This is a genomic window from Pseudomonas sp. H1_F01 (assembly GCF_054681425.1).
In genome coordinates this window covers 6,108,526-6,132,139 of record NZ_CP162823.1, presented here as the reverse complement: position 1 = coordinate 6,132,139, position 23,614 = coordinate 6,108,526, and the positions used below count along the sequence as shown (strand labels likewise).

The 23,614-nt window shown below is 61.2% G+C and carries 23 protein-coding genes; 11 read left to right on the top strand and 12 right to left on the bottom strand.

Features of this window, described 5'->3' with window-relative positions; all coding sequences use genetic code 11:
- Positions 1 to 8: 8 nt before the first annotated feature.
- On the top strand, positions 9 to 386 hold the full coding sequence (locus AB4O09_RS27665; protein WP_003197272.1) for an NUDIX hydrolase: 378 nt from the start codon (positions 9 to 11) through the stop codon (positions 384 to 386).
- Between the two features lie 73 nt (positions 387 to 459).
- Here AB4O09_RS27665 and AB4O09_RS27660 read toward each other — a convergent pair whose 3' ends face one another.
- Together AB4O09_RS27660 and AB4O09_RS27655 are read right to left on the bottom strand one after the other, a co-directional pair.
- On the bottom strand, positions 460 to 648 hold the full coding sequence (locus AB4O09_RS27660; protein WP_003197274.1) for a hypothetical protein: 189 nt from the start codon (positions 646 to 648) through the stop codon (positions 460 to 462).
- A 68-nt stretch (positions 649 to 716) separates the two neighbouring features.
- Positions 717 to 1,304, bottom strand: a complete 588-nt coding sequence (locus AB4O09_RS27655) for an LOG family protein (protein WP_003197276.1) — start codon at positions 1,302 to 1,304, stop codon at positions 717 to 719.
- A gap of 342 nt (positions 1,305 to 1,646) precedes the next feature.
- Between AB4O09_RS27655 and azu the strand changes: the two genes are divergently transcribed.
- Positions 1,647 to 2,093 carry an azurin gene (gene azu / locus AB4O09_RS27650; protein WP_003197280.1) on the top strand — a complete coding sequence of 149 codons (447 nt, stop codon included), beginning with the start codon at positions 1,647 to 1,649 and terminating at the stop codon, positions 2,091 to 2,093.
- Positions 2,094 to 2,275: 182 nt separating this feature from the next.
- On the opposite strand, the gene nadE is transcribed toward azu, so the two are convergent.
- The 3 genes from nadE to AB4O09_RS27635 form a co-directional block, all read right to left on the bottom strand.
- Positions 2,276 to 3,103: an ammonia-dependent NAD(+) synthetase gene (gene nadE, locus AB4O09_RS27645; RefSeq protein WP_003197282.1), complete on the bottom strand. Its 828-nt coding sequence runs from the start codon at positions 3,101 to 3,103 to the stop codon at positions 2,276 to 2,278.
- A gap of 4 nt (positions 3,104 to 3,107) precedes the next feature.
- The gene (pncB, locus tag AB4O09_RS27640) at positions 3,108 to 4,334 is read right to left on the bottom strand and encodes a nicotinate phosphoribosyltransferase (RefSeq protein ID WP_003197284.1); all 1,227 of its coding nucleotides are present in this window, start codon (positions 4,332 to 4,334) and stop codon (positions 3,108 to 3,110) included.
- A gap of 275 nt (positions 4,335 to 4,609) precedes the next feature.
- Positions 4,610 to 5,518, bottom strand: a complete 909-nt coding sequence (locus AB4O09_RS27635) for a LysR family transcriptional regulator (protein WP_003197285.1) — start codon at positions 5,516 to 5,518, stop codon at positions 4,610 to 4,612.
- Between the two features lie 178 nt (positions 5,519 to 5,696).
- Here AB4O09_RS27635 and amaB point away from each other — a divergent pair, with 178 nt between their 5' ends.
- From amaB to AB4O09_RS27595, 8 genes are all read left to right on the top strand, one after another.
- Positions 5,697 to 7,187, top strand: coding sequence for an L-piperidine-6-carboxylate dehydrogenase (gene amaB / locus AB4O09_RS27630; RefSeq protein ID WP_038857759.1), 1,491 nt, complete (start codon positions 5,697 to 5,699; stop codon positions 7,185 to 7,187).
- 155 nt (positions 7,188 to 7,342) lie between these two features.
- Complete coding sequence (gene amaA, locus AB4O09_RS27625) at positions 7,343 to 8,626, top strand: L-pipecolate oxidase (RefSeq protein WP_003197290.1); 1,284 nt, start codon at positions 7,343 to 7,345, stop codon at positions 8,624 to 8,626.
- Between the two features lie 370 nt (positions 8,627 to 8,996).
- Entirely contained in the window at positions 8,997 to 10,133 is a 1,137-nt protein-coding gene (locus tag AB4O09_RS27620) for an ABC transporter substrate-binding protein (RefSeq protein ID WP_003197293.1), read from the top strand.
- A gap of 163 nt (positions 10,134 to 10,296) precedes the next feature.
- The gene (locus AB4O09_RS27615) at positions 10,297 to 11,211 is read left to right on the top strand and encodes an ABC transporter permease subunit (protein ID WP_003197295.1); all 915 of its coding nucleotides are present in this window, start codon (positions 10,297 to 10,299) and stop codon (positions 11,209 to 11,211) included.
- A gap of 2 nt (positions 11,212 to 11,213) precedes the next feature.
- A complete protein-coding gene (gene livM, locus AB4O09_RS27610; RefSeq protein WP_003197297.1) occupies positions 11,214 to 12,494 on the top strand; it encodes a high-affinity branched-chain amino acid ABC transporter permease LivM in 1,281 nt (426 codons plus the stop codon).
- Complete coding sequence (locus AB4O09_RS27605; RefSeq protein WP_003197298.1) at positions 12,491 to 13,363, top strand: ABC transporter ATP-binding protein; 873 nt, start codon at positions 12,491 to 12,493, stop codon at positions 13,361 to 13,363. Before livM ends, AB4O09_RS27605 begins: the two co-directional genes overlap by 4 nt.
- Positions 13,360 to 14,076, top strand: coding sequence for an ABC transporter ATP-binding protein (locus AB4O09_RS27600; RefSeq protein WP_003197300.1), 717 nt, complete (start codon positions 13,360 to 13,362; stop codon positions 14,074 to 14,076). Before AB4O09_RS27605 ends, AB4O09_RS27600 begins: the two co-directional genes overlap by 4 nt.
- Before the next feature lie 847 nt (positions 14,077 to 14,923).
- Positions 14,924 to 15,688, top strand: a complete 765-nt coding sequence (locus AB4O09_RS27595; RefSeq protein ID WP_003197302.1) for an SDR family oxidoreductase — start codon at positions 14,924 to 14,926, stop codon at positions 15,686 to 15,688.
- Between the two features lie 118 nt (positions 15,689 to 15,806).
- On the opposite strand, the gene AB4O09_RS27590 is transcribed toward AB4O09_RS27595, so the two are convergent.
- The 7 genes from AB4O09_RS27590 to AB4O09_RS27560 all read right to left on the bottom strand — a co-directional run bounded on the left by AB4O09_RS27590 (position 15,807) and on the right by AB4O09_RS27560 (position 21,088).
- Positions 15,807 to 16,940: an AGE family epimerase/isomerase gene (locus tag AB4O09_RS27590; RefSeq protein ID WP_003197305.1), complete on the bottom strand. Its 1,134-nt coding sequence runs from the start codon at positions 16,938 to 16,940 to the stop codon at positions 15,807 to 15,809.
- Positions 16,941 to 17,168: 228 nt separating this feature from the next.
- Entirely contained in the window at positions 17,169 to 17,741 is a 573-nt protein-coding gene (locus tag AB4O09_RS27585) for a HupE/UreJ family protein (protein ID WP_003197307.1), read from the bottom strand.
- A gap of 32 nt (positions 17,742 to 17,773) precedes the next feature.
- A complete protein-coding gene (gene ureG, locus AB4O09_RS27580) occupies positions 17,774 to 18,388 on the bottom strand; it encodes an urease accessory protein UreG (protein ID WP_003197309.1) in 615 nt (204 codons plus the stop codon).
- Positions 18,389 to 18,397: 9 nt separating this feature from the next.
- Positions 18,398 to 19,087, bottom strand: a complete 690-nt coding sequence (locus AB4O09_RS27575) for an urease accessory protein UreF (RefSeq protein ID WP_003197311.1) — start codon at positions 19,085 to 19,087, stop codon at positions 18,398 to 18,400.
- Positions 19,084 to 19,584 (bottom strand): urease accessory protein UreE, encoded by a 501-nt coding sequence (gene ureE, locus AB4O09_RS27570; RefSeq protein ID WP_003197313.1) that lies wholly within the window; start codon positions 19,582 to 19,584, stop codon positions 19,084 to 19,086. Before ureE ends, AB4O09_RS27575 begins: the two co-directional genes overlap by 4 nt.
- Positions 19,585 to 19,842: 258 nt before the next feature.
- Positions 19,843 to 20,475 carry a TetR family transcriptional regulator gene (locus AB4O09_RS27565; protein ID WP_013692139.1) on the bottom strand — a complete coding sequence of 211 codons (633 nt, stop codon included), beginning with the start codon at positions 20,473 to 20,475 and terminating at the stop codon, positions 19,843 to 19,845.
- A gap of 157 nt (positions 20,476 to 20,632) precedes the next feature.
- The gene (locus AB4O09_RS27560; RefSeq protein ID WP_028237493.1) at positions 20,633 to 21,088 is read right to left on the bottom strand and encodes a hypothetical protein; all 456 of its coding nucleotides are present in this window, start codon (positions 21,086 to 21,088) and stop codon (positions 20,633 to 20,635) included.
- 377 nt (positions 21,089 to 21,465) lie between these two features.
- Here AB4O09_RS27560 and AB4O09_RS27555 point away from each other — a divergent pair, with 377 nt between their 5' ends.
- On the top strand, positions 21,466 to 23,541 hold the full coding sequence (locus tag AB4O09_RS27555) for an AsmA family protein (RefSeq protein ID WP_013692141.1): 2,076 nt from the start codon (positions 21,466 to 21,468) through the stop codon (positions 23,539 to 23,541).
- Positions 23,542 to 23,614 lie beyond the last annotated feature (73 nt).

Sequence of the window (23,614 nt, the reverse complement as noted above, 5' to 3'; positions counted from 1 at the left end):
GTTTCACCATGTTCCCGGTTTCCATCAAAGGCGTGCTGCAATCTCCCGAAGGCCTGGTCGTGCTGATGCTCAACGAACGGGACGAATGGGAGCTGCCCGGTGGACGGATCGAGCTGGGCGAAACGGCGCCGCAGTGCCTGGCACGGGAGATCGATGAGGAGCTGGCGGTTGAGGTAAGCGTGGGGGAGCCGCTGGATTCGTACTTGTTCGAGGTCATTCCCGGCAAGCACGTCTTCATCTCCACGTACCGCTGCCAGTTGCTGGGCGGTTTCGTGCCGATGATCAGCCATGAGCACAAGCAGATCGGGTTGTTCGAGCCTGGCCAATTGCCGGCCAATCTACCTGCAGGCTATCGCCTGTCGATTATCAAGGCGCTGGGATTGTGAGGGCCGGCAGTGGGACTGCCGGCCCTGGACACAGAACCGGGGGGCCGGATCGAATCATCGGGCCCTGGGGGTATCAGGCGTCGGGAGCCTGATCTTTCGGTGCATCAACATCATCTTCTGCCGCCACTTCGCCTTCGGCATCCGGGGTCAGTGCGGCTTCTTCTTCAGCTGTGGCTTTCTTGCGCTGCAGCTTTTCCTCTTTCTTCTGCTCCTTGGCCAAGTCTCTCTGACGTTTGGCGAAGGAATAATTGGGTTTGGCCATGGGCGATCCTCTGGGGTCGAAGGTGAGGTTGAGCGGCGCATATTCTGCCCTGTATCGGGGCCGAGCCGTTAGCTGGGTTTTTGTTCGGCCCACTTTGGCTGCACTGACGGTTGCCATTCGTCCAGCGCATCGAGCAGGTTCTGCGCTGATTCGCTCACTTGCAGCATGTCACGATGGGGCGCGCGGACGAAGCCTTCGCCGACGATATGATCGAGAAAACCGGTGAGCTTGCTGTAGAAACCGTTCACTTCCAGCAACCCCAGCGGTTTGCCGTGGTAGCCGAGCTGGCCCCAGGTCCAGACTTCGAACAGCTCCTCCAGCGTGCCGAGGCCGCCGGGCAGGGCGATGAAGGCATCGCTGAGTTCGGCCATGCGTGCCTTGCGGGCGTGCATGCCGTCCACCACTTCCAGACGGGTCAGGCCGCTGTGGCCGATTTCCTTGTCCTTGAGGCTTTGCGGGATGATGCCGATGACCTCGCCGCCGGCCGCCAGGGCTGCGTCAGCGACGATCCCCATCAGGCCGACGGCACCGCCGCCGTAGACCAGGGTCAATTTTCGTTCCGCCAATGCCCGGCCCAGGGCCTGCGCCGCTTCACGATACGCTGGATCGGTGCCGGTGCTGGCGCCGCAAAATACACAAACAGACGCGATGGACATGCTTTACTCCATGATCAGTAACCGACCCAGAGTAAAGCCTGGCCTTGATCGCGCAAAGCGTTTAAACCTCGCGTTGAGGCTTTTCGTAGGTGCCACTGGCGCCGCAGGCGTAGGCGGCGAGCAAGCTGCATAACAGGCTGTTGACGTTCATGATGGGCGCTCCCGAGAGGTGGTGAGGCTGATCATAGAGCGGCGTCATCCCTCTGGCTGGTTGATTGTGTCCATCAGGCTGATAGCCTTAAGTTGTATACAATCTTTGATTCAGGTCATAGGAACTTGTCTGAAATTCAGGCAGTCTTCCCCTTTGACGGATTTTTGTTAACCATGCCTTGGAGATTCACGATGTTTGCCAAACTTGTTGCAGTATCCCTGTTGACGCTGGCCAGCAGCCAACTGATGGCAGCGGAGTGCAAGACCACCATCGACTCGACCGACCAGATGTCCTTCAACACCAAGGCCATCGAGATCGACAAGAGCTGCAAGACGTTCACCGTTGAGCTGACGCATTCGGGCAGCTTGCCGAAAAACGTCATGGGCCATAACTGGGTGCTGAGCAAAGAGGCTGACATGCAGCCGATCGCCACCGATGGCCTGGGCGCTGGCATCGACAAGAATTACCTGAAAGAAGGTGATACTCGCATCATCGCCCACACCAAGGTCATCGGAGCCGGGGAAAAAGACTCGGTGACCTTCGACGTGTCTAAACTGGCTGCCGGTGAGGCATACGGTTTCTTCTGCTCGTTCCCGGGCCACATCTCGATGATGAAAGGCACCGTTACCCTGAAATAATCAGCTTCAGGCACAAAAAAGCGGCGCTTCTTTCAGAAATGGGAAGCGCCGTTTTTTTGGGTTTTTTTCGGTGGGTGTCTGGTTGTTTTGGGGTGTATATCCGTTTTTTGCGTAACGGATATACACACCAACCCACGCCCCTCAGCCATCGCGAGCAAGCCCGCTCCCACAGTGATTACCCGTTACGGAGCGTAAGGCATCACCCGCTTGTGCTCAGTCTTGCGATAAGTCTCGCAAATGATCCTGAACGCCTCGTCCCGCACAGGCTCGCCGTGCAGGAACGCATCGATCTCGGCGTAGGTCACGCCGTGGGAGGCTTCGTCCGGCTTGCCTGGGGACAGGTCCTCAAGGTCGGCCGTGGGGATTTTTTCCACCAGCGACTCCGGCGCACCAAAGTCACGGGCAATGGCCCGGACCTGGTTTTTCACCAAGCCACTCAACGGCGCCAGGTCGCAGGCGCCATCACCGAACTTGGTGAAGAAACCCATCACCGCTTCGGCGGCATGGTCGGTGCCGATCACCAGGCCGTGCTCGGTGCCCGCGATGGTGTATTGCGCCACCATGCGCATCCTCGCCTTGGTATTGCCCAGCACGAAATCCCGCGAGACCGCTGCCTTGCCTTCGAACGCCGCGACTTGATCGGCCAAGGCCTTGACCGCCGGGCCGATGTTGACGGTATGGCGCTCGTCCGGGTCGATGAAGTCCACACAGGCTTGGGCTTCATGCTCGTCGAACTGGGTTTCGTACGGCAGGCGCACGGCGATGAACTTGTAGGCGGCGTTACCGGTTTTCTCCCGCAGTTCGCGCATGGCACGTTGGGCCAGCAGCCCGGCGGTCAACGAGTCAACGCCACCGCTGATGCCCAGCACGAGGGACTTGAGTCCGGAGTTGACCAGGCAATCCTGAATAAAGCTCACCCGACGGGCGATTTCGGCCTTGAGGGCCGCGTCATCGGTGAACGGCGGCTGGACCTTGAGCTGTTCAGCAATCTCACGCTGTACGGCTTGCATGAATTCACTCCTTGCTTGATGTGTCAGAAAGGGCGGCAGGTACTTGGAAAACATGTCGCATGTAGGCGACGAAATTCGGGTCTTTGCAGTGGGTCTTGCCGGGCTCGTCTGAAATCTTGGCCACGGGTTGCCCGTCACAGCTGATCATTTTAAGCACGATGCTCATCGGCTCTACACCTGGAATGTCACACGTCAGGTTGGTGCCAATACCGAAGCTGACATTAATGCGACCACGCAATGCCCGAAAAATCTCCAGGCATTTGGGCAATGTCAGGCTATCGGAGAACACCAGGGTCTTGCTCATCGGGTCGATGCCGAGCTTGTGATAGTGGGCAATGGCTTTTTCGGCCCAGATCACCGGGTCGCCCGAGTCATGGCGCAAACCGTCGAACAGCTTGGCGAAGAACAGATCGAAATCCTTGAGGAAGGCGTCCATGGTGATGCAATCGGTCAGGGCGATCCCCAGCAGGCCCCGGTACTCGCGCACCCAGCAATCGAGGGCGGCGATCTGGCTGTCGATCAGTCGCGGGCCCAGTTGCTGGTGGGCCATGATCCACTCATGGGCCATGGTGCCCAGGGGCTTCATGTCCAGTTCCCGGGACAGGTGCACGTTACTGGTGCCGACGAAACGCCCGGGGAAATCGTGCTTGAGCACGTTGACCACTTCTTCCTGGACGCGGAAGGAAAAACGACGACGGGTGCCGAAGTCCGCGACTTGCAGTTCGGACAGTTCTTCGGCGCTGGCGTTGGCGCTCAGCCAGTCGAACTTGCGATAAAGCTGTTCCCGCGCCTGTTCCAGGACGATTTCACGATAGCGATAACGATTGCGTACCTCGCTGACGATGGCCAGCAGCGGCACTTCGAACAGAATGACGTGCAGCCACGGCCCGCGCAGGCGGATGAACAACTCGCCGTTTTCGATACCGGTGTGCACGTAGCGCAGGTTGAAGCGAAACAGGCCCAGGAAACGCAGGAAGTCCGGCTTCATAAAGCTGATGCGCTCCAGGAAACCCAACTGGTCGGCGCTCAGGCTCAACTCGGCCAGGCGCTCGATCTGAAAGCGGATCTCCGCCAGGTACGGGCGCAGGTCTTCGCTGTTGCGGCAGCGAAATTCCCATTCGACTTCGACGTTGGGGTAGTTGTGCAACACCGCCTGCATCATCGTCAGTTTGTAGAAGTCGGTGTCGAGCAGGTTCTGCACGATACGATCGGCAAATACGCTCTCGCTCATAGGGTTCTCCAGACAGGCCGCAGCCATGGGCAGCGAGGTTCGGCGGTTTGTAGTGAAAGGGCTAGTGGCGCATATCACTCATGATGATTGCCAGTTTTTTTTGGTCACTGGGTCTTTTTCGGCAAAGAGCGTTATCTTTGGCGAGGGGATTTAGCGAAACGTCGCACCGCCCCGCTGTGGGAGCAAGGCTTGCCCGCGATACAGGCGACTCGGTTTCCGGGAGGCTGTGGCGCGTTCTTCGCGGGCAAGCCTTGCTCCCACAGGTTCGCGTCGGGTTATGCCGGTATATCCGGGGTGTCGATCTGCTCCAGCATCCACTCCACAAAAAGCCGCACCTTGGGCACTTCCGCCGAATGTTCCGGATAGGCCAGGTAATAGGCGTTGGTGCTGGGCATCGCGTGTTGCCAGGGGATGACCAGTTTGCCGTCGGCCAGTTCTTCCTCCACCAGAAACCGCGGCAGCAGGGCGACGCCGCAGCCGACCTGGGCGGCGCGGATGCACATGTAGAAGGTTTCGAAACGCGGCCCGTGGTAGCTGTGTTCGGTGTGATAGCCCTGATTGTCGAACCAATCGTGCCAGGCCTGGGGCCGCGAGGCGTTTTGCAGCAGCACCAGCTCGGCCAGTTGGGTCGGGTCGGTGAAGGGCTGGTCAGGCAGGCTGCCGGGCGCACAGACCGGCACCAGTTCTTCGCCAAACAGCTTCAGGGATTCGGTGCCGGGGCGCGAGCCTTGGCCGAAATAGAACGCCAGGTCGCTGCGCCCTTGCAGCAAATCGTCGGCCTCCTGCTCGCTGCACAGATCCAGATGAATCTTCGGATGCCGCAATCGCCAGCCCTTCAAGCGTGGGACCAACCAGCGGGCGCCGAAGGTCGGGGGCGTGGAAACGCGCAGGACTTCGGTGTCGCCGCCGTAGGAGCGCAGGTAATGGGTAGACATCTCCACCTGCGTGAGGATTTTTCGCACTTCCCCCAGGTACAAATCACCGGCTGGCGTCAGTTGCAAGCGTCGGCGCACGCGTCGGAACAGCAAGTGCTGCAGCAACTCCTCCAGTTGCGCGACCTGTTTGCTGACGGCGCTCTGGGTCAGGTTCAGCTCTTCGGCGGCACGGGTAAAGCTCAGGTGGCGGGTCACCGCTTCGAAGCATTGCAGCGCCGTGATCGACGGCAAATAGCGTTTATTGAGCATGATGAGGCCTTATTTCTTGTGGCTCTGCTTATCCGGTCATGGCCAGCATGAATAAACGGAATGATATCTCGCTTAAAGGTCGTTTGTTGGCAAGTCTCGAGCCAGCTACAACTACAGGTCTGATCAGTCGCATTCGTCCGGCTGCCAATCCTTTGTCTTTCGTGTGAGGAAATTTTCCATGGTTGCTGCATTGCTTGATCGCTTGGGCGTTGACTCGGCCCTGTACCAGAACGGCACACAACCGGTGCATTCGCCCATCGATGGCAGCCGTATCGGCGCCGTGAACTGGGAAGGCGCGGCTGAAGTCGAGCAGCAGGTCAGCCGTGCCGAACACGCCTTCGACCTGTGGCGCCAGGTGCCGGCCCCGCGTCGCGGCGAGCTGGTGCGTCAATTTGGCGACCTGTTGCGTGAATACAAGGCCGACCTTGGCGAGCTGGTGTCGTGGGAAGCCGGCAAGATCACCCAGGAAGGCCTGGGTGAAGTGCAAGAGATGATCGACATCTGCGACTTCGCCGTCGGCCTGTCCCGCCAGCTGTACGGCCTGACCATCGCCTCCGAGCGTCCGGGCCACCACATGCGTGAGTCCTGGCATCCGCTGGGCGTGGTCGGGGTGATCAGTGCCTTCAACTTCCCCGTGGCTGTCTGGGCCTGGAACACCACGCTGGCCCTGGTGTGCGGCAACGCGGTGATCTGGAAACCGTCGGAAAAGACCCCGCTCACCGCCCTGGCGTGCCAGGCGCTGTTCGAGCGCGTGCTGAAGAACTTCAGCGATGCACCGCCGTACCTGAGCCAGGTGATCATCGGCGGTCGCGATGCCGGTGAAGCGCTGGTGGATGACCCGCGCGTGGCCTTGATCAGCGCCACCGGCAGCACCCGCATGGGCCGCGAAGTGGCGCCGAAAGTCGCCGCGCGTTTCGCCCGCAGCATTCTGGAACTGGGCGGCAACAACGCCATGATCCTGGCCCCGAGCGCCGATCTGGACATGGCCGTGCGCGCCATCCTGTTCAGCGCCGTCGGCACCGCCGGCCAGCGTTGCACCACCCTGCGCCGGCTGATTGCCCATGAATCGGTGAAGGATGAAATCGTCACCCGCCTCAAGGCCGCCTATTCGAAAGTGCGCATCGGCCATCCGCTGGAAGGCAACCTGGTCGGACCGCTGATCGACAAGCACAGCTTCGACAGCATGCAGGATGCGCTGGAGCAGGCCTTGAGCGAAGGCGGGCGAGTCTTCGGTGGCAAGCGCCAGCTTGAAGACCAGTTCCCGAATGCCTATTACGTCTCGCCGGCTATCGTCGAGATGCCCGAGCAGAGCGATGTGGTGCGCCACGAAACGTTCGCACCGATCCTGTACGTGGTCGGCTACAAGGACTTTGCCGAGGCCTTGCACCTGAACAACTCCGTGCCCCAGGGCCTGTCGTCCTGCATCTTCACCACCGACGTGCGTGAAGCCGAGCAATTCATGTCGGCCGTGGGCAGCGACTGCGGCATCGCCAACGTCAACATCGGCCCGAGCGGCGCGGAGATCGGCGGCGCATTCGGGGGCGAAAAAGAAACTGGCGGCGGTCGCGAATCCGGCTCCGACGCCTGGCGCGGCTACATGCGCCGCCAGACCAACACCGTGAACTACTCGCTGGAGTTGCCATTGGCGCAGGGGATTACCTTCGACTGAGGTCGAGTCAACAAAGTCCCCTGTGGGAGCGAGCTTGCTCGCGATAGCGGTCTGTCAGTCACATAGTTATTGAATGTGCCGCCGCCATCGCGAGCAAGCTCGCTCCCACAATGAATTTGTGTGTAGTGGTTAGGTTTCTTTTTCGGAGTCTGGCAATGCCGTTACGCGAAGAATGTCTGTGGGAAAAACTGACGCCGCAAAGGCCTGAAAACAGCGCGCTCACCGGCGAAGTCACGGCTGACGTCTGTGTGATCGGCGCGGGTTTTACCGGGCTGTCGGCGGCGGTGCATTTGCTCGAGCAAGGCAAACGCGTGGTTGTGCTGGAAGCTCATCGGGCCGGGCACGGCGGATCGGGGCGTAACGTCGGGTTAGTCAACGCCGGCCTGTGGATCCCGCCGGATGACATCGAGGCCGGGTTCGGCGAGGCGGTGGGCAGCCAGCTCAATCGCATGCTGGGGGCGGCGCCGGCCCTGGTGTTCAGCCTCATCGATAAATACAACATCGATTGCCAACTGCGCCGCGAAGGCACCCTGCACATGGCTCATAACGCCCGGGGCGAGGCCGACCTGCGCAGTCGCGAAGAGCAATGGAAGCGCCGTGGTGCGCCGGTGGAATTGCTCACCGGCCAGGCCTGTGTCGATGCCACCGGCACGTCGAAAATCGCCGCGGCACTGCTCGACCGCCGCGCCGGCACGCTCAACCCGATGGCCTACACCAGCGGGTTGGCCAAGGCGGCCACGGACCTTGGCGGCCAATTGTTCGACCACTCGCCGGTGACGCGCCTGGAACGCCAAGGCCAGCGCTGGTCGGTGCAGACTGCCCAGGGTTCGGTGCTGGCCGAGCAGGTGGTGATCGCCTCCAACGCCTATACCGAGGGCGACTGGACCGAACTGCGGCGCAATTTCTTCCCCGGTTATTACTATCAGGTCGCCTCGGTCCCGCTGACCGACGAGGCCGCCCGACGCATTCTGCCGGGCGGGCAGGGCTCGTGGGATACCCGCCAGGTGTTGAGCAGCATCCGCCGGGACAAGGACGGCCGTTTGCTGCTGGGCAGCCTGGGCAACGGCAACCGCAAGCCGACCTGGTTCCTCAAGGCCTGGGCCGACCGGGTGCAGCAGCATTACTTTCCTTACCTCAAGTCGGTGGAGTGGGAGTGCACCTGGACCGGTTGCATTGCCTTCACCCCCGATCACCTGATGCGTCTGTTCGAGCCCGCTCCCGGGCTGGTGGCCGTTACCGGCTACAACGGTCGGGGCGTGACCACCGGCACGGTGGTCGGCAAGGCGTTCGCCGATTACCTGTGTCACGGTAATGCCCAGGCCCTGCCGATCCCGTTCGCACCCATGCAGCCATTGGCCGGGGTGGGATTGCGCAGTTGCCTGTATGAGGCGGGCTTTTCCCTGTATCACGCGGGCCAGTGCCTGCGGATCGTCATTTGAGTGTTGAAAATTGTTGCTGGAAGCCGCGTTTTCCGGCGTAGCGTCTAGCCTGTTATGGTGCGGGTTGTAGCAATCGCGCACCGACAGTGTGCAGTTCGGTGACGTGGGTTGTTACACAGTGGTTGCACGCCGTTTCGTGCGATGGTTGCAATGATGGCTCACGGAGGGTTTTACCCATTTAAATAAAAGGTTGCACCTCGTGCGGTTTAGACGGTTGCACGCCCTATGAAAAAGGGCTCGAAACAGTCGAAATAACAATAAAGCAGCGACTTTTTTCAGAATAAAAAACCGATGGCACGGCCCTTGCTCTGAGCTTTTCAGTGAAATGAAGTCGCAGTGCCAACTAAAAAAAACCTTGGAGCACCACCTCATGTCCCAGACGTTTTACAAGAAAGGTTTCCTGGCCCTCGCAGTGGCAACTGCGTTGGGTGTTTCTGCGTTTGCTCAAGCTGATGTGAAATTTGGTGTGGCGGGGCCGATGACCGGCGCCAATGCTGCATTTGGCGAGCAGTACATGAAGGGTGCCCAGGCGGCAGCCGATGCCATCAACAAGGCAGGTGGCGTCAACGGTGAGAAGATCGTACTGGTCGCTGGCGACGACGCCTGCGAACCCAAGCAGGCCGTGGCCGTGGCCAACCGCCTGGTTGACCAGGACAAGGTGATCGGCGTGGTCGGGCACTTCTGCTCGTCCAACACCATCCCGGCCTCGGAGGTCTACGACGAAGCCGGCATCATCGCCATTACCCCGGGCTCCACCAACCCTGCAGTCACCGAGCGCGGCCTGAACGCCATGTTCCGCATGTGCGGTCGTGACGACCAGCAGGGCATCGTGGCGGGCGACTACATCGTCGACGTGCTCAAGGGCAAGAAAGTGGCCGTGCTGCACGACAAGGACACCTACGGCCAAGGCCTGGCGGATGCCACCAAGGCACAACTGGCCAAGCGTGGCGTGAAGGAGGTGCTGTACGAAGGCCTGACCCGCGGCGAGAAAGACTTCAGCGCCGTGGTGACCAAGATCCGTGCGGCGGGTGCCGACGTGGTCTACTTCGGTGGCCTGCACCCGGAAGCCGGCCCGCTGGTTCGCCAGTTGCGCGAGCAAGGCCTCAAGGACGTGAAGTTCATGTCTGACGATGGCATCGTCACCGACGAACTGGTCACCACCGCCGGCGGCGCGCAATACGTCGATGGCGTGTACATGACCTTTGGTGCCGACCCGCGCCTGCTGCCAGACAGCAAGGCCGTGGTTGAAGAGTTCCGCAAGAACGGCACCGAGCCTGAAGGCTACACCCTGTACGCCTACGCTTCGGTCCAGGCCCTGGCCGCCGGCTTCAATGGCGCCAAGTCCAATAAGGGCGAAGACGCGGCCAAGTGGCTCAAGGCCAACTCGGTCCAGACCGTGATGGGCAAGAAGGAATGGGACACCAAGGGCGACTTGAAAGTCTCCGACTACGTGGTTTACCAGTGGGACAAGGACGGCAAGTATCACCAGCTGGAAAAACAGAAGTAAGGGCCGAAGCGACCGTCCACGCCTTCTTTGGAACCGGGCACGCCCCGGTTTACAAGGGCCGCGCGTCGGTCGTGGCTGACATTGCTCCGACGTAAATCTGTATTTTCCTTAGAAGAACCGCACACCCCAGGGTGTGCAGGTTCTCACTGCGTGAGATTGCGTTATGGATGGTATTTTCCTGCAGCAACTGATCAATGGCCTGACCCTCGGGTCGGTCTATGGTCTGATCGCCATCGGCTACACAATGGTCTACGGCATCATCGGCATGATCAACTTCGCTCACGGCGAGGTTTACATGATTTCCGCTTACCTCGCGGCAATCAGTCTGGCTCTGCTGGCTTACTTCGGTATTGAATCCTTTCCGCTTATGATCCTCGGCACCCTCGTGTTCACGGTCGTGGTCACCGGGGTATATGGCTGGGTCATCGAACGCGTCGCCTATAAACCCCTGCGCAACTCGACCCGGCTGGCACCGCTGATCAGTGCCATCGGCATCTCGCTGATCCTGCAGAACTACGCGCAGATCAGCCAGGGCGCCCGCCAACAGGGTGTCCCGACACTGCTCGAAGGCGCCATGCGCGTCGATATCGGCAGCGGTTTCGTCCAGCTCACCTACACCAAGATTTTCATCCTGATTGCCGCGTTCGCCGGGATGGGCTTGCTGACCTACATCATCAAGTACACCAAGCTCGGACGCATGTGCCGCGCCACCCAGCAAGACCGCAAGATGGCCTCGATCCTGGGGATCAACACCGACCGGGTGATTTCCTACGTGTTCATCATCGGTGCGGCGATGGCGGCCCTGGCCGGCGTGCTGATCACCATGAACTACGGCACGTTCGACTTCTATGCCGGCTTCATCATCGGCATCAAGGCGTTCACCGCGGCGGTACTCGGCGGCATCGGCTCCCTGCCTGGGGCGATGCTCGGCGGGATCATCCTCGGCATTTCCGAGTCGCTGTTCTCCGGTCTGATCAACTCTGACTACAAAGACGTGTTCAGTTTCTCGCTGCTGGTGCTGATTCTGATTTTCCGTCCCCAAGGCCTGCTGGGTCGCCCACTCGTGGCGAAGGTATAAGTATGTCTGCTGCCAATAAATCGATTGATATCAAAAAGAGCGTCATCGACGCGATCCTGGCCGGCCTGATCTCGCTGATCGTGTTCGGGCCGATCGTCGGCGTGGTGCTCGACGGCTACAGCTTCAACCTGCAACCGGCCCGCGTCGGCTGGCTGGTGGCGATCGTGATGATCGGGCGCTTTGCCTTGAGCCTGTTCCTGCAAACTCCCAAGGGACTGAAGATTCTCCAGGGTTTCGAGAGTACCGGCTCCGGCGTGCATGTGCTGCCACCGGACTACAAGTCGCGCCTGCGCTGGGTCATCCCGGCGTTGATCGTGATTGCCATCGTGTTTCCGTTCTTCGCCAACAAATACGTACTCACTGTGGTCATCCTCGGGCTGATCTATGTGCTGTTGGGCCTGGGCCTGAACATCGTTGTCGGCCTGGCGGGGCTGCTCGACCTGGGTTACGTGGCGTTCTACGCCATCGGTGCCTATGGCCTGGCGCTGGGCTATCAATACCTGGGGCTGGGGTTCTGGACGGTACTGCCACTGGCGGCCATCGCGGCGGCGATGGCGGGGTGCATATTGGGCTTCCCGGTGTTGCGAATGCACGGTGACTACCTGGCCATCGTGACCCTGGGTTTTGGCGAGATCATTCGCCTGATACTCAACAACTGGCTGTCGTTCACCGGCGGGCCGAATGGCATGCCCGTGCCGTCGCCAACCTTTTTCGGCCTGGAGTTTGGTCGAAGGGCCAAGGATGGTGGGGTGCCGTTCCATGAGTTCTTCGGCATCGACTACAACCCCAATATCAAATTCCTGTTCATCTACATCGTGCTGTTCATCACGGTACTGCTGGTGCTCTATATCAAGCATCGCCTGACCCGCATGCCAGTCGGGCGTGCCTGGGAAGCCCTGCGCGAGGATGAAATCGCCTGCCGCTCCATGGGCCTGAACCATGTGCTGGTCAAGCTCTCGGCCTTCACCATTGGCGCCTCCACGGCGGGCCTGGCAGGGGTGTTCTTTGCCAGTTACCAGGGCTTCGTCAACCCGTCTTCGTTCACCTTCTTCGAGTCGGCGCTGATCCTGGCCATCGTGGTGCTGGGCGGCATGGGCTCGACGGTCGGCGTGGTGATTGCCGCCTTCGTACTCACTGTGGCGCCGGAGCTGCTGCGCAGTTTCTCCGAATACCGGGTGCTGCTGTTCGGCGTATTGATGGTGTTGATGATGATCTGGCGTCCGCGCGGCCTGATCCGTATCAGCCGTACCGGGGTGACGCCGCGCAAGGGGGTAGCGCCATGAGCGAAGTCGTACTCAAAGTTGAAAACCTGATGATGCAGTTCGGTGGCATCAGGGCCCTCAGCGACGTCAGCCTGCAAGTCAAACGCAACTCGATCTTTGCCCTGATCGGCCCCAATGGTGCGGGCAAGACCACGGTGTTCAACTGCCTGACCGGTTTCTACAAGGCCACGGGCGGGAAGATCGAACTCAACGTGCGTGGCGAGCAAACCAACGTCATCAAGCTGTTGGGCGAGGCGTTTCGCCCGACTGATTTCGTGTCGCCGAAGTCCTTCGCCAGCCGGCTGTACTACAAGATGTTTGGCGGCACCCACCTGGTGAACCGCGCCGGCCTGGCGCGCACCTTCCAGAACATTCGCCTGTTCAAGGAAATGTCGGTGCTGGAAAACCTGTTGGTGGCCCAGCACATGTGGGTCAACCGCAGCATGGTGGCGGGTATCCTCAACACCAAGGGCTACCGCAAGGCCGAAAGCGACGCCCTGGACCATGCCTTCTACTGGCTGGAAGTGGTGGACCTGGTGGATTGCGCCAACCGCCTGGCGGGCGAGCTTTCCTACGGTCAGCAACGGCGTCTGGAGATCGCCCGGGCCATGTGTACCCGCCCGCAGATCATCTGCCTCGACGAACCGGCCGCCGGCCTCAACCCTCAGGAAACCGAAGCGCTGAGCGCGATGATCCGGCTGCTGCGCGACGAGCATGATCTGACCGTGGTGCTGATCGAACACGACATGGGCATGGTAATGAGCATTTCCGACCACATCGTGGTGCTGGACCACGGCAACGTGATCGCCGAGGGCGGTCCGGAGGCGATTCGCAACGATCCGAAGGTGATCGCGGCCTACCTGGGTGCCGATGAAGAGGAACTGGTATGAGTGGACCTATCCTCGAGCTCAAGGAGCTGGACGTGTTCTACGGGCCGATCCAGGCCCTGAAAAAAGTCTCGATGCACATTGGCGAAGGTGAAACCGTGAGCCTGATCGGCTCCAACGGTGCCGGCAAGTCCACGTTGCTCATGTCGATCTTCGGCCAGCCGCGTGCAGCAGGCGGGCAGATCATCTACCAGGGTGTGGACATCACCCACAAGTCGTCCCATTACATCGCCTCCCATGGCATCGCGCAGTCGCCGGAAGGGCGGCGGGTATTCCCGGACATGACCGTCGAGGAAAACCTGCTGATGGGCACCATCCCCATCGGTGACAAGCATGCCAGTGAAGACATGCAGCGCATGTTCGAGCTGTTTCCACGGCTCAAGGAGCGCCGCAACCAGCGGGCCATGACCATGTCCGGCGGCGAGCAGCAGATGCTCGCCATTGCCCGGGCATTGATGAGCCGGCCAAAGTTGTTGCTGCTCGATGAGCCGAGCCTGGGGCTGGCGCCAATCGTGGTGAAGCAGATCTTCGCCACCCTGCGTGAGCTGGCGTCCACCGGGATGACCATCTTCCTGGTGGAGCAGAACGCCAACCATGCCCTCAAGCTGTCGGACCGGGCCTATGTGATGGTCAACGGCGAAATCCGCCTGACCGGCACGGGCAAGGAGCTGCTCGCCAACGAGGAAGTGCGCAACGCGTACCTGGGCGGGCATTGAGGCGGTTGTTGCAATGAAAATAACCGGCGAGTGATCGCCGGTTTTTTTATATCCCCAGAACACCACCAACCCCTGTGGGAGCGAGCTTGCTCGCGATAGCGGCGTGTCAGCCACTCTCCATGGCACTGACAGACAGCCATCGCGAGCAAGCTCGCTCCCACAGGGTTTTTATGCGTTTTTGCAATTGTGGACAACAATCCTGAACCCTTGCGAAACCGCGACATAAAGTCGCCGCAAACAGTTGTTTTGTCACGGTTTTGACTTGTCCCCGTTTGCTGTGGAGCTGGCTGTGGGTAACGTGGGAGTAGCTGGCTGCGAGCCTTTGAATACGTGGCTTCCAGGGCTGTGGTTGTTTTTTGATCAGGCGTTTTTGCTCAAGCGGGAGTGACGGTTGTCAACACTTTTATGAGCGCCGCAATGGACTCGAAAATCGGTGGGCAAGCCTGTGGATAAGTCTGTGATTAAACTCTGGAAAGACCGCGCTGAGCACCGTCGTTACTGGCTTGGAGCCATCGCCCATCTCGCGTTGGCTTATAGCAGATAACTTGCGCTGCACAACCTCACTTGCAGGGTCAAGCGAAAAAATTTTCCAAATACCCCGCAAAGCCTTATGCACAGCGGCTTGCAGGTTTTGCACTTGCCCCCGATTACTGTGGACGTGCCTGTGGATAAGGTGCGGGCAACCGGCTGCGGCCCTTGTTTGGCAAGGCCTGGCGTTGATTGGTTGTTTTATGAGCAGTCGTGGGGCAAAAGCCGTGTGCAAGTCTTGCTCCTACCGTGCCAGGGCGGGCATGCTGTGGGCCGATTTCCATTCAATGGCTGTTGAAGTTCAAACAAGGAGAACACGATGTCTGACACCCTGTTTATTACCGGCGCGACGTCCGGTTTTGGTGAAGCCTGTGCCCGTCGTTTTGCCGAGGCCGGTTGGAAACTGGTGCTGACCGGTCGTCGTGAAGAACGCCTCAATGCCCTCTGTGCCGAGCTGTCGAAGCAGACTGAAGTCCATGGCTTGGTTTTGGACGTGCGTGATCGCAAGGCCATGGAAGAGGCAATCGCCAACCTGCCGCCATCCTTCGCCAAATTGCGCGGGCTGATCAACAACGCCGGCCTGGCCCTGGGCGTCGACCCGGCACCCAAGTGCGACCTCGATGACTGGGACACCATGGTCGACACCAATGTAAAAGGGCTGATCTACAGCACTCGCCTGCTGTTGCCGCGCCTGATCGCCCACGGCCGTGGGGCCGGGATCGTCAACCTGGGCTCCATCGCCGGCAACTACCCGTACCCGGGCAGCCACGTGTATGGCGCGAGCAAGGCGTTCGTCAAACAGTTCTCCCTGAACCTGCGTTGCGACCTGCAAGGCACGGGCGTGCGGGTGAGCAATATTGAGCCGGGCCTGTGCGAGAGCGAGTTCTCCCTGGTGCGCTTCGGTGGCGACCAGGAGCGCTACAACGCGACCTACGCCGGCGCCGAGCCGATCCAGCCACAGGACATCGCCGATACGATTTTCTGGGTGCTCAATGCGCCAGCGCACATCAACATCAACAGCCTGGAGCTGATGCCGGTGAGCCAGACCTGGGCCGGGTTTGCCATTGAACGCAACAAAACATAAGAGCGCGTTATCGTTCATCGCGGGCAAGCCTTGCTCCCACAGGTTTGATTCATCTCTGAGAGCAGGGCTGCTCAAATCCCTGTGGGAGCAAGGCTTGCCCGCGATAGCGGTTTGCCAATCAGCCTAGATAATCGGCTAGCCCGCGATAGCAGGTCAGCAGGTGATACGGCGTGGTGGACGGCATGTCCCGGCGGCTGACGATGCCGTCGGCGTCCAGGCATTCGTTCCAGCCCTTGGCATGCAGGAAATGCTGCTGCAGCGCCTGCAATTGACGCAGCAGCAATCCTTGGCTGCCCGGGCGCAAGGTGAGTGCCCGCAAGTATTCCGCCTGGGCCCAGATGCGTTGGGTGGCATCGCGTGGGCCTGCCTGGGACCCCAAGGCCAGCATTGCACACACAGCGCCGGAGTCCGGGGCTACGCCGCGCTGTTCGGTATGGCCGAAGCTGTGCTCCAGGGCTGTGTGCAACTTGCCGTTGCGCAACAGGGGCGATGAGGCCAGCAAGTAATACCATTCGAACTGGTGTCCCGGTTCGAACCAGTTATCCACAGCCTTGAGCGGCTTCTCCATCATCACGCGTTGCTGCGGCTCGATGAACTGCTTGGACATCCCGTCGCAAAGGCTCAGCAACGCCTGGCGGACGTTGGCGTCTTCGCGAACCGACAGGGTGGCGAGGAACGCTTCGGCCAGGTGCATCAAGGGGTTTTGCAACGGGCCGGATCCGGTCGTCGACCAGTCGCGCTTGAGGCTGGCTTCGTAGAGCCCGTCTGCGCTGGCAAAGCGCTGGGCAATGACCTCCAGGCTCGCGTTGAGCACTGACTCCACCAGCGGTTCGCGGACCTTGCCCCAGTAATGGGCGCAGGCGAACAGGATAAAGGCGTGGGTGTAGAGGTCTTTGCCGGTGTCCAGCGGCGCGCCTTGCGGGTCGATGCTGTAGAACCAGCCGCCGTGTTCGGCATCGTGGAAATGACGCTGCAGCGAGCGGAACAGTGCACTGGCTCGCTCCTCGGCCTGGGGCACTTCGCCGATCAGGCTGGCGAACACATACAACTGCCGCGCACAGGCCATGGCGCGGTAACGCTGGGGTGGCAGCGGCACATGTTCTGCATCCAGGGATTCATAGGGCAACGCCAGTTCGGCATTCCAGCCCGGGCCTTGCCACATCGGCACGATCACGTCGTGAAAATGCTGACGCACCGTTGCGAACAGGGCGGTCAATTCAGGCTGGGGAGTGGGGCGGGAAGCATGAGGCATTGGCGGACGTCGTCACGGCTGGGGGCGATTGCGCGACATGGTAGCAGAGTGACCGACTTCAGAGAGATGGCGCCTGCAAGTCCGTCATCGCGAGCAAGCTCGCTCCCACAGGGTGCGGTGTACACCGATTAAAGTGTGGAAGCAGGCTGGCTCCCACAGGGGCTGGTGTACCCGATCAACTGTGGGAGCGAGCTTGCTCGCGATAGCGGCCTGGCAGGCGCTAAAGAATCAGCCCGCCAGCAACCAGACCCCAGCCGCCGCCGAAGCTGCCCCGGCCAATCGAACCAATGGAGCCGCCGCTCGTGGCAGCACCCGCACCAGGGCAAACCCGGCGCCATGCAGCGCCGCTGTCGCCGCGACGAACCCTGCCGCATAGGCCCACGGGCTCGACATGTCCGGCAGTTCCAAGCCATGGGCCACGCCATGGAACAGCGCAAACAGTGCCGTCGCACCGACTGCCAGGCTCAACGGCGGACGCACCGCCAGTGCCACCGCCAGGCCCAGGGCGAGTACCGAGGCGGCGATCCCGCTTTCCAACGCTGGCAGGTCCAGGCCTTCAAAGCCCAGCAGGCCGCCGAGCAGCATCGTACCGACGAAGGTGCATGGCAGCGCCCAGCGCGCGGCACCTTGTTGTTGTGCGGCCCACAAACCGACCGCCAGCATCGCCAGCAAGTGGTCGAGCCCGCCGATGGGGTGGCCGAGGCCGGCGATCAGGCCATTGTCGCCATGGCCGGGATGGGCGAAGGCCAGGGCTGGGGTCAGCAGCAGGGCGAGGGCGCCGAGAATGCGTTTGAAGGTCATGGATAAGCTTCCTTGTGGTCAGTCGGAAAAAATCAGGCGGCGGTCAGCAGGCCCTGGCGCTCGATGAACGCAATGATGTCGTCCAGGCCCTGGCCGGTCTTCTGGTTGCTGAACACGAAGGGCTTGCCGTTGCGCATCCGCCGGGTGTCGCTGTCCATCATTTCCAGGGACGCCCCCACCAGCGGTGCCAGGTCGATTTTATTGATCACCAGCAAGTCGGATTTGCAGATGCCCGGCCCGCCCTTGCGCGGCAGCTTGTCACCGGCCGAGACGTCGATCACATAGATGGTCAGGTCCGACAGCTCCGGGCTGAAGGTCGCCGACAGGTTGTCGCCGCCCGACTCCACCAGAATCAGGTCCAAGCCCGGGAAGCGCCGGTTCAACTGGTCCACCGCCTCCAGGTTGATCGACGCATCTTCGCGAATCGCCGTGTGCGGGCAGCCGCCGGTTTCCACGCCGATGATCCGCTCCGGCGCCAGGGCCTCGTTGCGCACCAGGAAGTCGGCGTCTTCGCGGGTATAGATGTCGTTGGTGACCACTGCCAGGTTGTAGCGTTCACGTAGCGCCAGGCACAGGGCCAGGGTCAGGGCGGTCTTGCCGGAACCTACCGGGCCGCCGATACCGACGCGCAGAGGTTGTGTATTCATGAGTGTCTCCTAGGAACGGAACAGACGGCTGTACTGGCGCTCATGGGCCATGCACGCCAGGGACAGGCCAAATGCGGCGCTGCCGTAATGGTCGGGGTCGATGTTCGAGGCGTTGTGCTGGGCCTGTTGCAGCAGCGGCAGCAGCTCGCTGGTCAGGCGTTGGGCGGCTTGCTGGCCCAGAGGCAGGGTTTTCATCAGCACCGCCAGTTGGTTTTCCAGCCAGCTCCACAGCCAGGCGGCGAGGGCGTCCTGGGGAGCGATGTGCCAGGCGCGCGCCGCCAGGGCCCAGCACAGCGCCAGGTGCGGCTCGCTGCGTTGTTGGAGACTGAGCTGTTCAAGAAAACCGCGCGCGGCACCGTCGAGTTCCGGCAGGCCGGCAAGCAGTTGCTGCAACGAGTAGCCCATCTGCCGGCTCTCCTGATACAGCTCACGGGTTTCCCGGCTGGCGCGATGTTCTTCGCAATGCAGCAGCAGGGCGTCCCAATCGTCAGCGGCGGCTGCGCTGCAGTGCGCCAGCAACAAGGGCGCTTCGAAACGCGCCAGGTTCAGCAGCAGTTGATCGCTGATCCAGCGACGGGCGTCGTCGGGATTCTTGACCTGGCCGTTGTCCACCGCCATCTCCAGTCCCTGGGAATAGCTGTAGCCGCCAATCGGCAGCTGCGGGCTGGCCAGACGCAGCAGCGCCCAGGCCGGGTTCATGTGCGCACGCCAAACTGATGCAGGCGCGGCGCGTAGTTGAAATCTTCGTCGCCGTGCCGGGAGTGATGGTGACCGCCGCCATAGGCGCCGTGTTCCGGCTGGAACGGGGCTTCGATGGATTCGGCGCGGGCGCCCAATTGTTCGAGCATCGCCTTGAGCACGTAGTCGTCCAGCAGGCGCAACCAGCCATCGCCCACTTGCAAGGCGACATGGCGATTGCCCAGGTGATAGGCGGCGCGGGTCAGTTCGAAGGCGTTGGCGCAGGTGACATGCAGCAGTTGTTCGGCGCGGGCGCAAACGCGTACGACGCGCCCATCTTCAGCTTGCAGGCATTCGCCGTCGTACAGCGGCGGTTGGCCTCGTTCCAGGAACAACCCCACATCTTCACCCTCGGCACTGAAACAGCGCAGGCGGCTTTTGCTGCGGGCGTCAAAGGTCAGGTGCAGCTCGGCGTCCCAGCGCGGTTGAGTGTCGATTCTGCGATGAATCACCAGCATCGGAGTGCTTCCAGCAATGAACAGTGCTGTGTTTAGAGCAAGGGGCTTGCCAACCGAATGATATGTAGGAAATAGCTGGGATTGCGTTTCAGGATGGGGCGGATTGCGTGCCATGTTGGTGCGCGACGGGCTGCCGCGCACCATTTTGCGTCTTGCACAAAAAACCTGTGGGAGCGATAGCGGTCTTTCAGCGGCATTGATGGTGGCTGACCCACCGCTATCGCGAGCAGGCTCGCTCCCACAGTGGGTACATCGGGGTTATTCGGTACTGCCCAGCCCTTGCCAATGCTTGAGGCCAATAAAGATGAACCGCAGTTGCTGGGTAATCTTCGCCTGGGGCGTGAGGTGTTCGGGGAGGGCTTGAGCGGGTGGGTCGATGATGTCCGGCAGGGTGGCGAACACGCTCTTGACGATGAGATCGGCCATCACGCCCAGGGCGGCCAGGTCCAGGTGCTGCAACTTGGGCATCAAGGCCAGGTCGGCTGCCAGGTCCGAACTGATGTCTTCGCGCAGTTGGGCGATGGCCTGGCGCACCGGCAGGGAGCCGCCGTATTGCTCGCGGGCCAGGAACAGGAACTGCGATCGGTTGGCCTGCACCACATCGAGAAAGATCCGCACTGACGCGTCGATAATACCGCCCATGACGAATTCGTTGTGGCGTACCAGGCGGATGGTTTCGCGGAAGGTCTGGCCGACTTCACTGACCAGTGCCAGGCCCAGTTGGTCCATGTCGTCGAAGTGCCGGTAGAACCCGGTGGGCACGATGCCTGCCGTCTTGGCGACTTCCCGCAGGCTCAGGCTGCCGAACCCCCGGCCGCACTCCATCAAATGGCGGGCTGCGTCCATCAGGGCAATTCGGGTCTGTTGTTTCTGTTCGGCGCGGGGCAGCATCGCAAGGCTGGCTTCTGATTCACGGGAGCGACGCACTCTAGCAAATCGGCTTTGCCGACGTCGAACGGTAGAGAGGGATCAGGCGGGGAAAACGAAGTGCTTGAAAAGTCAAAAGCCCGATTGCAGGAATCGGGCTTTTTTCAGGGCCGCCATGGGCTCAGCTCACTGCGCCGTTGCGTTCGATCACACGGTCACCACCGCCTTCGGCCACGGTATCGCCCATTTTAGTGCGGGAAGAACCGTCTTCGGCGAGGGTCTGGCCTGGAGTGCGGTCGGAACCGTCAGCTGCCAAGGTCTGGCCAGGAGTGCGGTCGGAACCGTCAGCTGCCAAGGTCTGGCCTGGAGTGCGGTCGGAACCGTCGGCTGCCAAGGTCTGGCCTGGAGTGCGGTCGGAACCATCAGCTGCAACGGTATCGCTTTGTTTGGTGCGGTCATAACCGTCCTCAGCGAGACCTTTTTCTTCCAGGCGATCACGGCCGCCTTCGGCAACAGTCTGGCTGTAGACAGAATGGCTGTCCTTGACCTGTGGCGTGGCTTGTTCGGAAGCTGGCAATGCAAAGGCAGTCGAGGCCAGCAGTGAAAGGGACAGGCTCATCAGTAATTGGCGTTTCATGATCGTTGCTCCTTGGGAGGGCGATAAAGTGGGTACGAGGGCAATGCTACTCTCGATAAGTCGATATAAAAGTTCATAAACGCAATGGTAATAATCAACGGAATTGATTGTTCTGGGCGAAGGCTCTAGAACGGGCGTTTCCGAGGTGTGGTTTTGCACCGAGGTGGGTATTTTGTACCCATCTCCGCCTCGCAAATGTGCGGGCGCGGTAACGGTTTGTTGGCTGATCGGTCAGGATTGTTGCTTTTTTTTGTGCCGTTCATCGGCACCTGTGGGCCGCTTTGCCAGTCCAACCCTTCATAACGAACCGACTGCAGGGTCGTGTTCCCAGTGGCGTCGCGGTTGCGGACGCTGACTTGTCATCAGGAGCCTTGTGCATGACGCGCACCTCGAAAATCCTCGCCTGGAGCTTTGCCAGCCTTGTTGTCCTGCTGGCCGTGCTGGTCCTGGTCATCGCCTTCTTCGACTGGAACCGCATCAAGCCCACGCTCAATGCCAAGGTTTCCGAGGAGTTGCATCGCCCCTTTGCCATTAACGGCAACCTGGCGGTGGCCTGGCAGCGTGAGCCGGAGGAAGGGGGCTGGCGAGCCTGGTTGCCGTGGCCCCATGTGGTGGCCGAGGACTTGAGCCTGGGCAACCCGGAGTGGTCGAAAACTCCGCAAATGGTCACGCTAAAACGTGTTGAGTTGCGCGTGTCGCCCTTGGCCTTGCTGGCCCGGCGGGTAGCGATTCCGCGCATCGACCTGACGGAGCCCGACGCCAACCTGCAACGTCTGGCTGATGGGCGCGCCAACTGGACCTTCCAGTTCGATCCGAAAGACCCGGACGCCGAGCCGTCCAGCTGGGTGGTGGACATCGGTGCCATCGGCTTCGACAAAGGCCACGTCACCCTTGACGACCAGACGCTCAAGACCCGGCTCGACCTGTTGATCGACCCGTTGGGCAAACCCATCCCGTTCAGCGATATCGTCGGTGACAAGGCTGCCAAAAAAGCCCAGGACCAGGGCGCGATACCGCAGGACTACGCGTTCGCCTTCAAGGTCGACGGGCAGTATCATGGGCAAGCCCTGGCCGGCTCCGGCAAGGTTGGTGGTTTGCTGGCATTGCAGGATGCGTCACGACCCTTTCCGCTCCAGGCCCAGGCGAAGATCGCCGAGACCCGCGTCGAACTGGCCGGCACCCTCACCGACCCGATGAACCTCGGGGCCCTGGACTTGCGCTTGAAACTGGCTGGCAACAGCCTGGCCCATCTCTACCCGCTGACAGGCGTGACCCTGCCGGATTCGCCGCCTTATGCCACCGATGGCCGCTTGATTGCCAAGCTGCATGAGCCGGGTGGGGCGCTGTTTCGCTATGAGGCGTTCAACGGCAAGATCGGCGACAGCGATATCCATGGCGACCTGGCCTATGTCGCCAGCCAGCCTCGGCCGAAACTCAGTGGCGCGCTGGTCTCCAATCAACTGCTGTTCAGTGATCTGGCGCCGCTGATCGGTGCTGACTCCAATACCGAGCAAAAAGCCCGGGGCGGCGCCAGCAAGCAGCCGACCGGCAAGGTCTTGCCCGTGGAAGAGTTTCGCACCGAGCGCTGGAGCGTGATGGACGCCGATGTGGAGTTCACCGGCAAGCGCATCGTCCATAGCGAGCAGTTGCCGTTCACCGACCTTTACACCCATCTGGTGCTCAACGATGGGCAGTTGAGCCTCGAGCCCCTGCGCTTCGGCGTAGCCGGTGGCCGCCTCGATGCGCAGATCCGCCTCAACGGCCATACCCAGCCCCTTGAGGGCCAGGCCAAGCTGACGGCGCGCGGTTTCAAGCTCAAGCAGCTGTTCCCCGGTTTTGAGCCGATGAAAACCAGCTTCGGCGAATTGAACGGCGATGCCGATATCACCGGGCGCGGCAATTCGGTGGCGGCGTTGCTGGGCACCTCCAATGGCACGTTGAAAATGCTCATCAACGATGGCGCCATCAGTCGTGAGCTGATGGAGCTGGCGGGGCTGAACGTCGGCAACTACGTGGTGGGAAAAATCTTTGGCGACAAGGAAGTGAAGATCAACTGCGCGGCGGCGGACTTCGACATCAAGACGGGCCTGGCGACCACGCGCCTGTTCGTGTTCGATACCGAGAACGCGATCATCTACATCGACGGCACGGCGAACATGGCAAATGAACAGCTGGACCTGACCATCACCCCCGAGTCCAAGGGCTGGCGCCTGATTTCCCTGCGCTCGCCGTTGTACGTCCGCGGCCCGTTCGCCAAGCCCGCCGCCGGGGTCAAGGCGGTGCCGCTGATGCTGCGCGGCGCCGGGATGGTGGCGTTGGGTGTGATCGCTGCACCGGCCGCCGGCCTGCTCGCGCTGGTAGCGCCAAGCGGCGGTGAGCCGAACCAGTGCGCGCCGCTGCTGGAGCAGATGAAGGCGGGCAAGGCGCCGGTGACGGTCAAGCCGACCCGGTAGCCGAGCCTTGCAATGATACTGCCGGCCCCATCGCGAGCAGGCTCGCTCCCACATTCGACCGAGTTTCTTCAGG